The sequence below is a fragment of the uncultured Microbulbifer sp. genome (genome assembly GCF_947489355.1).
GTDB lineage: Bacteria > Pseudomonadota > Gammaproteobacteria > Pseudomonadales > Cellvibrionaceae > Microbulbifer.
In genome coordinates this window covers 41,838-53,937 of sequence record NZ_CANLDD010000009.1, presented here as the reverse complement: position 1 = coordinate 53,937, position 12,100 = coordinate 41,838, and the positions used below count along the sequence as shown (strand labels likewise).

The following is a 12,100-nucleotide window of genomic DNA, read 5'->3' as shown; positions in this document are numbered from 1 at the left end:
GGAATTGATGAGAGTGCTCTTAGCGGCTGTGTTGGCAGTACTGGTTGCCGCCGGAGGTGCTTTGGCTTTTGCAGGTGAGGGTGAAGGTGAGACTGTCACTGTTGTCACACCTGAGGGCTATAAGGTGGCATCCACTAAGCAGGAGAAGGGGCTGATCGTTCATCAGATGATTCCGGAAGGGGAGACCCTTGACAACTGGCAGGAAATGCTGGTTGTGCAGATTTTCCCTTTTGGCGGAGTCGAGATGCTTGAATATGAGGCATTTTACAGGCAGCGTAAGCTTCCCATGTGCGATGAAACCAGTACCACGCTTGTGCAAAAGGGGCGGGAATATGGCTATGATTTTGCGCTGTTTAATACCTCCTGCAGCACTGCCCCCGCTGCCAGGCGCGAGACGGTGCTGATCAAGGCGATACTCGGGAAGGACAGGACCTTCGTTGTCGCGAAGACCTGGCGCTTCGCAGCGGGTGAGGCGGAAATGGCTACCTGGACCCAATATCTGGAAGGGGTGTCCCTGTGTGACAGCCGTATTGCCGGGGTGGAGTGTCCAGAAAACGGAATGGGTGGCAGCTAACGAGTGTCCCGTGTGCGTTGTTGCTGAAAGCAGGTTCAGCTACTCGCCCCTGCCCGCCAAACTCAACGCGGATTCTACGGCGTTTTATAGCCGGCAAGTCGGTGGGTTCTTGGTACACTTTCGTCACGGCGGTTCTTTTTTGTGTTTTTGTGTTTTTGTGTCGCGCTTGGATTTTAAGGAAAAGAACCGCCATTCTGATTTCGGTGAAATCTTCGGACTAGCCAGGTGATGCGCTTCAGATTGGAGCCTAAGCCAGTAACACTACGCGTGTTACGGATAATCACTTTTAATGATTTTGCCATTTTCTATCTCAACGTATTCACCGTGCTCTTCATCCCAGGCGCACCGAAATTCAAATATGGGGCCGTGCTGCCGGGTTGGTATCACGATGCTTTCCAGGCACAGTAAGCGGGTCATAAATGTTCTCTGGGTAAAGCTCTTTTTCTCAAGCAATTCTGCCGTCTGGAGTGCATAGTTGTAATGCTTGCCCTCTGCATGGGAGCCGCCATCCCCGAAAGTATAGTGTATAAAAAAGTCAAGCAGCTTTTCTTCATAAGAGGCCGCATTCTGGACTAAATCCATCAGACTTGAGGCGTCAAGCAGATCCTCTTTTTTAGCCCGGTAATCATGACAGACTGAAATAGTTGGTGTGTGGGGGAGCGGCTTTTCAAAGCGGTGAAGATGTTCGGAGTTATCTAAGCCATACTCAGTATATTCTGGACTTTCAGTATCTTCAAAATTTTCAGGATTGCCCAGGTCATAATATTGCTTCCAGTTTTTGCAAATAAAATTCTCTATTTTCGCTTCGTCATCCAAGTCTTTTTTGATTGCGGCATCCAGTTTCATAAAGAAATCGGGATCAGTTGTCAATAATGTTTCATTCATTGGTTTTTCCTATACAAAATCGAAAAACACGGGTGCTGTGCACTGACTAGCATGAACTGCTTCACGCGGGTAAACTGCATGATAACAAATTGGTTCCCTGGAGGCAGTAGCGCGAAGGCAGAGCAAAGGAGGTATGTGTTGTATGCTCCAGTAAAAGTGGAGGCTCTTAGGTAGACTCTGTTAAGGAGCTTAGGAGCCGTCCGGTTGAGATGGATTTGGGTGATCATGCATAGTGCCTGGAAGCCCTCACGTCGGGTGGTGCGGTCTATTTTTTGAGCAAAATAGCGTACTAAGCCTGAAGTCTGTACATTGTTTTAAACAAAAGGGCAGGCTTCCTGAGCGCTGATCAAACAGCAAAAGCTTCATGCAACCGCCCGAGCCGCTCTGTTACTGCATAAGAAGGAATTGTACCTAAGCCTTTTCAATATGATTGCTCAGACAAAGTCGGAGCATTTGGTTGAGAAGCGCCCTTTTGCCAAGTAATGACTTCCACGATGGCTAAATTAATCGCCATGGCAATGAGTCGGTCATAATTATGATGAAAAGTCAGTAAGATTTCATAAATTCCCTCCCACGGGCTAAACACAAGATGTAATAAGGCACCAGTAAACAGTGGTGTGACTGCTGCTAAAGAAAGTGCTACGGCACGTATCATCCATTTTTTATGCAGTGCAATACGCCTTTTTTTCACATGCACAATGGCAACACAAAAAGCGGTGCAAATAGCTGTACTCATAATGAGCAAAAAAACAAAACGCCCGCCTAGCTCATGTGGTGAAAGCATCCAGTGCATCCACACCCCTGACACAGCCATAATACAGCCCGAGGTAACAGCCAGTTGCCCGCTTACTTTATGCCATACCGGTCGACGCACTCTAAAGCGAGGTGAAAACTGCCAAGGCATAGTCAAAAAGAATAATGCGCCAGCCGTGGCATGCGTCAGTATCGCCGCAGGTGTGGCAAAGTACTGTGCATTGATGACATCCGACACCCCCGCCACAGCACCGCTGCCAAGCAGGACCAAAGCCAGGATAAACATTGCAGGGATACCAGGTATGGCAGCTATCAGTAATAACCCGGCCACTACGGGCCAGTTGAACTTAATAACCTGTTTAGTATGCTGAGTTTGTGCTGTCACTGGTTACTCTCTTTTCCGTTTGATGAAGCTTGAGCACAGTATGTGGCAAGCCTGAAAAGACATCGTCCAACCTTATTGGCAAGGACCATTTTCGCCTGAATAGCGCACTCAAAAAGCACCATAAATTCAAGAAAGGACTTGTAAAATAAACTTATTTCAAATATAAAAACAAAACCAAGGAGCCCACTGATGAGTGACCAGCCGATTCTCTTTTCTCTCAATATTGCGACGCTTTGCATCATCCTTTTTAGCACTCATCAACTGGTTTTGCGTGCACGTAGCAGACAAGTGTACTGGCCACTGGCACTGTGCTTAATGTCTATTGGTATGGTCATTTGCATGCCTTCAGTTCAGCGACTGTTACCGCAGTTTCAAGTGACCAGCTTGATACTTTCATTGCCTGCACTACTGTTGATTGCCCCTTGCTTATGGCTGTTTACCAAGGGGCTGACCAGCCACATACCATGGCAACTTAAACCAAAGGACGGTAAGCATTTAGCGCCCGCAGCTTTTGGTTGTTTGATTGCTTTGGTCGCGCTTTGCTTACCAGTGCAGTACTTAAATGCGATATTAGTCACAGAAGAGCTCAGTGCTGTTGAACAAGCACCCAGTCTTGTTCGCAATACCCTCTATGGCTTGCTGATCTGTGCGTTTCTGAGTGTGTTAGGCTGGGTATTGCAGTCTACTTGGTACGCCTACAAAATCGTCGTGAGGCTACGAGTTTATCGCGCTCAACTTCAGGATGTATTTGCCTCTACCGAACAAAAAGAACTGCGTTGGTTAAACTGGCTACTGATAGTAGTGGGCGGAGTTTGGATGTTTACCGCGTTCAACTTAGTGCTCGACAACCTTTTCAGTCCAATACACTTTGATGCTCGGCTTTATGCCTTGATGATTTTTATGGTGATCTATAGCCTCGCACTTTGGGGGCTAAGACAAAAACCAGGTTTTGCAGAACTTTATGCCGCATCGCCCCCTGCCGACAGCAACTCTATCGAACTAAAATCCATCAGTGGAGGATCGGATAACGCCGAACAAAAATACCAACGCAGTGCTTTGAGCGCGACACAGGCGACTAAAATTGCAGAAAAAATAGAGCTTGCCATGAAGAGTGATCACCTCTACCTTGATGCAGCTTTATCACTCCCAAAACTCGCTGCACATATCCACACTTCACAAAACTATATATCACAAACGTTAAACGAAACGTTGGGCATGCGTTTTTTCGACTACGTAAATCAGTATCGAGTATCAGCAGCTAAGGCACAGCTAAGAGACACGGACTCCACGATACTCGAAGTAGCCATGGCAGTTGGCTTCAACTCAAAGTCGGCATTTTATGCCGCGTTTAAGAAGCACGCCAAAATTACGCCCAGCCAATACAAAAAGCAATATCAACCAGCCAAATAGTAAAGCAGGCGGGTATGTTTTATTTAAGCCAGCAGTGTTAAAAAATGCCCATCCCCTTTTGGCAAATGGTCGACTAAGATTAATTATTATTAGATTTCAAAAAAGTGGATAGCTTTTCAAGTAAACCAATAACATTCCAGGAAAATTGGAAAATTGGAAAATTGGAAAATTGGAAAATTGGAAAATTGGAAAATTGGAAAAATGCGGATACACTCAATTTGTGATCACCCCGGAAGACACGCTCAGGAGGTCAGAACAACAGTGGGCAGCCCTGCGCGCGCAGTGGTTTGGTGCTGTGCATAGCCCGGGCAGGATCTCGCGAATCATGAATAACATCGACCAGGGCGTGGGACAAGACCAGGTGGCAGTCACACACTTGCAGGAATATCGGGCCGGTATTGGAGGTCAATCCACCGCCAGTACAACCTGTGGGTCTTATACCGTGGGTGTGGGGTGAGAAATGGCATTTGGGCGGATAACCGTTTGTCGCGGTTCAAACTTGATATTAGGTTGTTTTAAGTGCCAGTCATAGTACGAGCTTCCCCGGTTCCCGTATCGGTTGCAGTGAACAACCCTGGTTGAAGTGCGATTGTTTTCATTATCGTGGTATCTTTGCATCTACTCAGCAGACCTCCAATTCTGAGATTCTACATTCGGAAAAACCAGTAAAATCAGGAGCAGTTATGAAAACTTATATCATTGCGATACTACTTATTTTTATTCCAACAGCAGGATTTTCATCGGCAGAACTCACAGGTAATCCCGATGAGCTGAGAAGGCTTCTTCATCCAAAAGAAAAAGTGATAACTTTATATGCAAACGCCAAAAAGAAAGCCTATACCGATAAGGCAACCGTGAGTTTGATTGTCACAACAGAAGATAAGCTCCTTTCTGTTGCCATCACAGAAAATGCCGACTTAAGGGCCTCCATCTCCGAATCCCTGATTAAGGCTGGCATATCCGGTGATAGTATAAAAAGCGCTAAATTCTCCACCTCTCCCCAGTACGGTTGGCTTGGGAAAAAACCCAGTAGTTATAGCGTTGTGAATCGTATGGCTGTCAGCATTACTGATGAATCCCAGCTGAGGGAAGTTGCGGCGGTTGCTGATGCCAAAAAAGAAGTTGAATTTTCCAATACATTCTTTGAGCATACCAAAAAAGAGGCGTTCGAACAGCAGGTAACCGAGTTGGCACTTCAAAAACTATTAGATAAAAAAACGTTTTTTGAAACCAATCTTGGCATGCAGCTGACTCCGGTTGATATTAGGCTGTTTGAGATTGAAGAAGAAGAGGTGATTGTCACGGGCAGCAGGATTGGCAGCGCCAAACAAGCGGGTGAAGTTAGCTATACCAGGGAAAGTTCCTTTGATGAAATTGAATATGAAGCCGGTATTTCAATTGATTTTATCGTAGATAATGCTGCCAACCATTAATCTGGTAAAAAATATGGGTGGATTAATCAGGAGGTATAAAGCAGTGCTGCCAATGAAGTTGGGATGGCGATAGTCGAGGGAAATCAAGCAGCGATACGTAATATGGGCTGGGTTTTCTTGGCTGGCGTTTAAATATACTGAAATGCGGTGTTTGATCTCCGGGTTGGTGGAGGCACAATTTTCAGAGTTTCGGTATTTTATCCCTCTCTCTGGGGGCTGATTCGGATGTGGCATCAATTATCAGGCCCAGTGGGATATTATTTTAGCGGCTTGTGATTCATCTGAGTATTGCGGAAGCGGGTTGCCAGCAGGAAAATCTTGTTTACGCACTGGAGGCCAAAGCGATTGACTAATGAGCTGTTCCTTCCGGCCCGGTAGTCTGTGTCAAATATCGGGAAATATACTATTAGCCCGGGAGAGCCTGGGCTGGTGTCGGGTGGCTCATATCAAGCCCAGCAAATACTGGGCTTTCGCATTGAGACGACGTTTACTCTTCGGTCGTCTCTTGGCTATTACAGTGGCACGACCTTGTTTGCGCAAGGACCTTTCTGGCCTTGTCCAACTTCGAATTCAACCTTTTGGCCATCGGCCAATGTTGCGTATCCACCGCCCGCTTGAATTTCTGAATGATGAACAAACAAATCTTTACTACCGTCATCCGGTGTAATGAAGCCGAAGCCTTTGTCGGCATTGAACCACTTAACGGTACCTTTTCTCATTCTCTCTGCTCTTGATTGTTGCTAAAAGGCCAATTATACCCGAATTCACCGGCTATAAATATACCTGCGAGGTATCGTGGCGAGGGAATTGAGTGAGCGTTTTTTGAGCAATAAGTTCGCTTTTAAGCCTGTTTGTTAGCACAAGGAAGAGGTAAAGACGGCGATCATGTGAATATCGAGCGGTTTTTGGGCTTATAGGGGAAGGGAGGGATCTCAGGGGGTGCTTAACGCAAATTTCATGCCAAACCTGTCTTGCGTGCTTACCACAGGTGGGATTTCCGGGTGGCTGGCGATCTGGTTACCGGGCTGAGTCACTTTTACTGGTCCATCATGGCGTCCTGCCTAACTGAATTAACCGTGCCTCTTTTCAGCCGTTCGCTACCTGCCACAGCTCAGCTTAACAGCAGCATTCAGCTCCCGCTCTGCAGGCTCGAATTTGGCGCAGAGAGCACCCACAACGTGGCAGTTTTGTCTGCTATGAAATTTCCAGCCAGGATATGTAATGGTTTGCTGTGAATGGCGACTAAGTTAGTGATGTAACCGATGACGGTTGAGTGGTCTCCCGCCCCTTTATATTGAGGATATGATTGGTATGAAAGTTCTCCACTGGTTTCTTCCCGCACTACTTGTCACTTCACTACTGCTAGTCGTACCCCAGGTATCAGCGGGGGAGGCATTTTCCAAAGCGCGCTTCACGGAACTGCAGCTTGCCAAGCAGCCGGTTTTGATTGATGTGCGAGCAGACTGGTGTCCTACCTGCAAAAAGCAAAAGCAGATTCTCACGCAGTTCCAGAAGGAGAATCCCCAGTGCGGTTTGACAATTCTGGAGGTGAACTTCGACCAACAGAAAGAATGGGTCAAGCATTTCCGCGCGCCTCGGCAGTCGACCTTGCTGCTTTACCGGGGGGCGGAGCAGGTTTGGTTCAGCGTTGCTGAAACACGCCCCGATGTCATTCGCCAGAATATCTTTAATTCCGTGAAGGCCTGCGCCAAGCATGTTTGAGTTCAGTGCGATTCCGCTGGCCCTGCTTGCGGGTACGCTTAGTATTCTCTCGCCCTGTGTCTGGCCCCTGGTGCCAATGGTGGTTGGCGCCTCTAGCAGTGCCGGGCGCTGGGGCCCTTATGCGCTTGCCACAGGGCTCAGCCTGTCGTTCGCTCTGGCAGGCACAGTGCTGAGTTTCCTGTTGGTCTCCCTGGGATTGGACCCCGAGCTGTTTCGCTATATTGCAGCGATTCTGCTTATTGTTGTTGCTCTTGTGCTATTGATCAAGCCACTTTCCGATTGGTTGACATTGCGCTTATCGAAGATCACAGCCGGTGCGGGCATTGCCGGTGACGGTGCCTGGGCGGGGCAATTTGGTATTGGCTTTCTCACGGGAATGATCTGGTTGCCCTGTGTTGGTCCCACTCTGGGGGCTGCTATTGCGCTCGCTTCCATGGGGCAGCAATTGGGTCAGTCGTTTATGGTGATGTTCTCTTTCGGGGTGGGTACTGGCGCAGCACTGCTTATCGCCGGAGGCCTGTCACGGAAAATCTACAGTCGCCTCTCGCCGTCGATTGGGGTATTTGCAATCGGCGGCAAGGTGCTACTCGGCATCATACTGTTGCTGCTTGGCATCATGGTGCTGAGTGGATTTGACAAAGTACTGGAGACTTGGGCATTGAATTGGATGCCCGAGTGGACGCTGAGCCTGTAACAGCCCCTCATCTTAGGCCGAAGTTCAAAACCGCTGGCTTGGCAGTTTTGAATTCGGCAGTCGCGGAATCAATCTACTCTGTGGGCATGGTTACGGTTGTTCTGTTGCCAGTTCACTCAGCCACTGAGCTACGGGCACGGGGCGGGTAAACAGGGTTTCGATCAATTCGCGCTGGGCGGGGGCCTGGCGCACAAGGGCATTGACAAAATCCACAGAGCTGGCGGGTGGGGCAGGGTAGCCATGCTTTTTGTTCAGCTCGCCAAGGGCGGCGAGGATAGGGGTATCACCCACGGTCTGGCGCAGCCGGGCAAAGGCCAGGGTAGCGCGGGCATACTGATCATGGGGAGAGTCGGCGCTGACCAGGCTGAGCAGGGCTTGGCGGTTATGGCCCTCGGCAGTTTCATAACGTGCGCGCTCATAGGCGACCAGTGCCAACATGGCAGCCTTGCCCCGATAACGTTCCAGCATCACCAGCTCTACGTACTTGGCCAGGGATTCCACCAGGAAGGCGCTGTCTTGCGCAATACCATTGCCAAACCAATGACCGAACCATTGGTGCGCGGTTTCATGCACGGCGCGCCGATAGGCCTGGCTGTAGGGCAATTCCGTATTCTGCAAGGCGCGAAAGCCGACCCCACTGCCGATAAGCAATAATTGCGGCAGGGCGTAGCCGGTGGGGCCCATATCCGGCTTTTCTACCAGGGTCAGGGTATGGCCATTATAGGGGCCAATATGTGTGGATAAAAAACTGACTGTTTGCGCCATGGCATCCAGCGTCATTTCCACATTGGTCTGGTGTTGCGGCAAATAGGCCACTTGTAATTTTGCCCCGTCCAAGTGCCGGGTGCTCAGTTTCAATGGCGCGGCGATAAATCCCTGCAGGTTGCGCACCGGCTGCTGGGTGACGAACCGGCGGAACTGGCGCTTATCCTGCTGCCAGCTTTTCACCAGCTCGCCCTGGGTAAAACTCTGATAACCCAAGGGGGTCGAGATCTGAGTTTCCATTAGCGACCAGTCGTAGCCATCCTTGTTTTTATCCCTTGAGGCCAGGGCCAGTTCCACAGACTGCTGCGGTTTTTCCGGCAGATCAAATTGGCGGCGCAAGTCCTCGCTGCCAAGTTCGCGTATTGGCAGATAGCCGATAACCGGGAAGTAGGGAATAGCGCGCAGATAGCTGAAATCTTCAGTGAGTATCTTATGCGTGGGCAGCGGCTGATAACCGTTTTGTACCAGCACCAGGCTGAAATCCAGACTCAGGGATTGCCCCGGGTGCAGTGGCGTTGCCAATTGATATAACCGCTGGCCCAGCTTGCGGTTGTATTCCAATTCGGCTTTTGCATCCAGGCTGATATGGCTTAACGGGGTTTGCCAGTATTCACCGATCAACAGGGTTCGTACAGCCTGGGCGTGCGGGTTTTCCAAATGATATTGCCCACTAACCCGCACTTGGCGCTGCTTGGGAAAGAAATCCACCCGGGTGTTGACCCGGGCAATTACCGGCATGGGCAGCTCGGCAAAAGACCGATAACCTTTTTCGTAGTCAGCCAGCATGGCGGCGCGGCTGTCCGGGTCCAAGTTGCGACCATTGGCATCTAGGCCGGTCTGGATGTCTGTCCCTTGCTGCACCAGCAAGCTGGCCAGTGCGGCAAGGCCCAGCAAGGCCGGAATGTTTCGCCAGTGAACGCCGCTTTTTCGGCCCTGCCGGTTTGCCAGAATGGCGGTGAGCAGCAGCAGTGCTGCCAGCAGCCACCAGAACAGGGTAAAAGCCCGGAAACCGTCCAGATTGGCACTATAGCCAATATACCCATCTGCAGGCATCAGCGGTGTTGCAAACGGGCGCAGCAAAGGGTGATGCAGACCCAGCAGGTCGGCAAGGGGGGTAAAGCGCAGGATCAACAGCAGAAAACAGAGTAACAGTGCAGCGAGCCGGTTCTGTATAACCGCCTGAATGGCCACAAACACCGTCCCCAGGGCTGCCAGTGGCAGTCCCGCGTAGAGGATAAAACGCCCGTAGTCACCCAGCCCGATGGGGCTTTGTTTCAGCCATTGGCACACTATGGATGCCAGGGCGGTCAGCAGCAAAAATGCCAGGAGCAGGGTGAGCAGGCTGACCACTCTGGCCGGGAGCACGGCAGATGGGGAGAGGGGCAGGGCATGAAGAATACCCGTGAAATGCAACCGCTGATCGCGCCGGGTAAGCCAATCACTGAAATACAGCAGCAGCATTGAGCCAAACAGCGGCACCAGATCCCACATAAAACGGTTGATGGCATCCAGACTTAGCCCGGCCAGCAGTGCGCCTGGCTCTGCCTGGTTGAGAGACGGGTAAGTTTCACCAAGGACCACAAAACACCAGACCAGGCCCAGTAGCCACACCATCGGGCGCTTAAAAGCTTGCGCACATTGCAGGCGCGCCAGGGCTGTAAACTGTACAAAACCCTGTGGTTTAACCGCAGTAAAGGCAAACACGGCTGGCGTGCGCGCGCGCTGTTGGGCTGGACGCTGTGATGCGGGTTTTGCCCAAGACGTGAAACAGCGCCCGGCCAGGTGAAAAGCGGTAAAGGCTATGGTGAAGGCGGCAAGCAATACCAGTATCCTGTTTGCCCCAAGCAGGATCAAATCAGGCTGTTTGGCCATCAGCACCGAAAGACCAAACCAATCCAGGTACCCCATCGTGTTTAATAACCAGGGGGTGGGGGTTTGGGAACTCGCCATCAGCGGCGAGCCGCTGGCACTGGCCAGCAGCATATAACTGATAAACCACAACAAGCCGCCCAGATAAACCAGCAGCGGCGATGGGCTTAGGTTGCGCAGCAGCCAGAAGACTGACACAAACAACAATACTGCCGGTATACCGATCAGCAGTTGCAAGCCCTGTAATTTTAATCCCGCAATCAGCAGGCCAAGTATATCCGGCAGCTTTTCGGCGCTGCTGATCAGGCCAGCTTGCACACCAAGCGCTGCCAGTATGCCAAGCAGGATCAGCACCAGACAGAGGCCGGTGGCCTGAATGGCCTGCTGCCTGGCCTGTGATAGCGGAGTCGCGAGGGTTAACTCGTACATCTGATGGCCAGTGGCGCGATACAGGGCGAAACCGGCCAGCAGGCAGGTTGCCCAGGGCAGCGCCATCATGCACAGGGCCCCCACCAGATGTAGCAGGTGTGGATCACTGAACAGTTCTGCCTGGCGAACGTGGATGCCCCGACCGACAAAAAATCCGAACAGCCCCGCCAATGGTGCCAGTATCCAGCAAAGCGGTTGACGCAGGTTAAGTTGCACCTCGTTGATAATGCGCGCGCCAGCCATCAGGCAATCTCTCCCGTGTGCTTTTGCAGAGTCAGAAAGTAGCGGTCCTGCAGGCTGGGCGGAACGGGTTCAAATTCCGCAGCCGGGCACTGCTCGCTGAAAAGGCGCACCACCGGCCTGCCATAATGCAGGCGCTGGCTAAGCAGTTGCGTATTGCAGGGCAAGGGGTCTTTGGGCGGGCCCTGCCAAATCTTCCCGTCCAGGTTGCTAAATAAGGCGCGGGTATGACCGCTGGCGACAATCGCACCGCCGAGCAATAGGGCGGTGTGCCCGGCCAAATGCTCGATATCTTCAACAATGTGGGTGGAGAACAGCACCAGGCGTGTTTGGGCAATATCGTGCAATAGTTGGTGCAGGCGCAATCGTTCGGCCGGGTCCAGTCCTTCGGTGGGTTCATCGAAAATCAGAATCTGCGGGTTGCCCAAAAGGGCCTGGGCTACGCCGAAGCGCTGCAGCAGTCCACCGGAAAAATGGCTCGGCTGCCGGGTTGCATGTCCGGTGAGGTTAGTCAGCGCCAACACCTGATCAATCTGTCGGCGGCGCTGTGGTTTGTCTTTCACGCCTTTCAGCATCGCCAGGTGCTCGAGCAGGGCGTAGCAGGAAATATGCGGGTAGACACCGAAGTGCTGGGGCAGGTAACCCAGCCTGCTGCGCAACAGATGCGGTTCTTGACCCACATCCCGCCCTTCAAACAGGATATGGCCGCTGTCCGGCGCCTGTATGGTGGCAATAGTGCGCATCAGGCTGGACTTGCCCGCCCCGTTGGGACCGAGCAGGCCCAGCATGCCTGTGCCCAACTGCAGCGAGATGTTTTTAAGGGCCTGGGTGCCATCCCGGTAGGTTTTGTGGATATTGTGGAGCTGTAGCATCACTTCATTCCGCGGCTTTTTTATCAGGCTAAATCTCGCCGTATACGGCATAAAGGCTTTGATGATGAA

11 protein-coding genes are annotated in these 12,100 nt (G+C 51.3%); 6 read left to right on the top strand and 5 right to left on the bottom strand.

All coding sequences use genetic code 11. The annotated features are described in order from the left end of the window. The first annotated feature begins 7 nt into the window (after positions 1-7). Positions 8-574, top strand: a complete 567-nt coding sequence (locus Q1A48_RS06265; RefSeq protein ID WP_299942524.1) for a hypothetical protein — start codon at positions 8-10, stop codon at positions 572-574. A 270-nt stretch (positions 575-844) separates the two neighbouring features. On the opposite strand, the gene Q1A48_RS06260 is transcribed toward Q1A48_RS06265, so the two are convergent. Further along, positions 845-1,459: a hypothetical protein gene (locus Q1A48_RS06260; RefSeq protein WP_299942522.1), complete on the bottom strand. Its 615-nt coding sequence runs from the start codon at positions 1,457-1,459 to the stop codon at positions 845-847. Between the two features lie 421 nt (positions 1,460-1,880). Further along, entirely contained in the window at positions 1,881-2,597 is a 717-nt protein-coding gene (locus tag Q1A48_RS06255) for a DUF2306 domain-containing protein (RefSeq protein ID WP_299942520.1), read from the bottom strand. A gap of 189 nt (positions 2,598-2,786) precedes the next feature. Between Q1A48_RS06255 and Q1A48_RS06250 the strand changes: the two genes are divergently transcribed. From Q1A48_RS06250 to Q1A48_RS06240, 3 genes are all read left to right on the top strand, one after another. Further along, the gene (locus tag Q1A48_RS06250; protein ID WP_299942518.1) at positions 2,787-4,007 is read left to right on the top strand and encodes a helix-turn-helix transcriptional regulator; all 1,221 of its coding nucleotides are present in this window, start codon (positions 2,787-2,789) and stop codon (positions 4,005-4,007) included. A gap of 325 nt (positions 4,008-4,332) precedes the next feature. After that, positions 4,333-4,464, top strand: coding sequence for a hypothetical protein (locus Q1A48_RS06245; RefSeq protein ID WP_299942516.1), 132 nt, complete (start codon positions 4,333-4,335; stop codon positions 4,462-4,464). 226 nt (positions 4,465-4,690) lie between these two features. Then, a complete protein-coding gene (locus Q1A48_RS06240) occupies positions 4,691-5,440 on the top strand; it encodes an SIMPL domain-containing protein (RefSeq protein WP_299942514.1) in 750 nt (249 codons plus the stop codon). A 512-nt stretch (positions 5,441-5,952) separates the two neighbouring features. Here Q1A48_RS06240 and Q1A48_RS06235 read toward each other — a convergent pair. Next, the gene (locus Q1A48_RS06235; RefSeq protein WP_299942512.1) at positions 5,953-6,159 is read right to left on the bottom strand and encodes a cold-shock protein; all 207 of its coding nucleotides are present in this window, start codon (positions 6,157-6,159) and stop codon (positions 5,953-5,955) included. 592 nt (positions 6,160-6,751) lie between these two features. On the opposite strand from Q1A48_RS06235, the gene Q1A48_RS06230 reads away from it, so the two are divergent. Next, positions 6,752-7,162 carry a thioredoxin family protein gene (locus Q1A48_RS06230; RefSeq protein WP_299942510.1) on the top strand — a complete coding sequence of 137 codons (411 nt, stop codon included), beginning with the start codon at positions 6,752-6,754 and terminating at the stop codon, positions 7,160-7,162. Continuing rightward, the gene (locus Q1A48_RS06225) at positions 7,155-7,856 is read left to right on the top strand and encodes a cytochrome c biogenesis protein CcdA (RefSeq protein ID WP_299942508.1); all 702 of its coding nucleotides are present in this window, start codon (positions 7,155-7,157) and stop codon (positions 7,854-7,856) included. Before Q1A48_RS06230 ends, Q1A48_RS06225 begins: the two co-directional genes overlap by 8 nt. Before the next feature lie 90 nt (positions 7,857-7,946). On the opposite strand, the gene Q1A48_RS06220 is transcribed toward Q1A48_RS06225, so the two are convergent. Together Q1A48_RS06220 and Q1A48_RS06215 are read right to left on the bottom strand one after the other, a co-directional pair. Continuing rightward, positions 7,947-11,162, bottom strand: a complete 3,216-nt coding sequence (locus Q1A48_RS06220) for a hypothetical protein (RefSeq protein WP_299942506.1) — start codon at positions 11,160-11,162, stop codon at positions 7,947-7,949. Then, entirely contained in the window at positions 11,162-12,031 is an 870-nt protein-coding gene (locus Q1A48_RS06215; protein WP_299942504.1) for an ATP-binding cassette domain-containing protein, read from the bottom strand. The genes Q1A48_RS06220 and Q1A48_RS06215 overlap by 1 nt, the downstream gene beginning before the upstream one ends. Between the last annotated feature and the right edge of the window lie 69 nt (positions 12,032-12,100).

What these genes read in the sequence shown, in the direction of transcription:
- Q1A48_RS06235 (WP_299942512.1), bottom strand. Translation starts at nt 6,159, where the DNA reads ATGAGAAAAGGTACCGTTAAGTGGTTCAATGCCGACAAAGGCTTCGGC.
- Q1A48_RS06230 (WP_299942510.1), top strand. Translation starts at nt 6,752, where the DNA reads ATGAAAGTTCTCCACTGGTTTCTTCCCGCACTACTTGTCACTTCACTA.
- Q1A48_RS06265 (WP_299942524.1), top strand. Translation starts at nt 8, where the DNA reads ATGAGAGTGCTCTTAGCGGCTGTGTTGGCAGTACTGGTTGCCGCCGGA.
- Q1A48_RS06215 (WP_299942504.1), bottom strand. Translation starts at nt 12,031, where the DNA reads ATGCTACAGCTCCACAATATCCACAAAACCTACCGGGATGGCACCCAG.
- Q1A48_RS06260 (WP_299942522.1), bottom strand. Translation starts at nt 1,459, where the DNA reads ATGAATGAAACATTATTGACAACTGATCCCGATTTCTTTATGAAACTG.
- Q1A48_RS06240 (WP_299942514.1), top strand. Translation starts at nt 4,691, where the DNA reads ATGAAAACTTATATCATTGCGATACTACTTATTTTTATTCCAACAGCA.
- Q1A48_RS06250 (WP_299942518.1), top strand. Translation starts at nt 2,787, where the DNA reads ATGAGTGACCAGCCGATTCTCTTTTCTCTCAATATTGCGACGCTTTGC.
- Q1A48_RS06225 (WP_299942508.1), top strand. Translation starts at nt 7,155, where the DNA reads ATGTTTGAGTTCAGTGCGATTCCGCTGGCCCTGCTTGCGGGTACGCTT.
- Q1A48_RS06245 (WP_299942516.1), top strand. Translation starts at nt 4,333, where the DNA reads ATGAATAACATCGACCAGGGCGTGGGACAAGACCAGGTGGCAGTCACA.
- Q1A48_RS06220 (WP_299942506.1), bottom strand. Translation starts at nt 11,162, where the DNA reads ATGGCTGGCGCGCGCATTATCAACGAGGTGCAACTTAACCTGCGTCAA.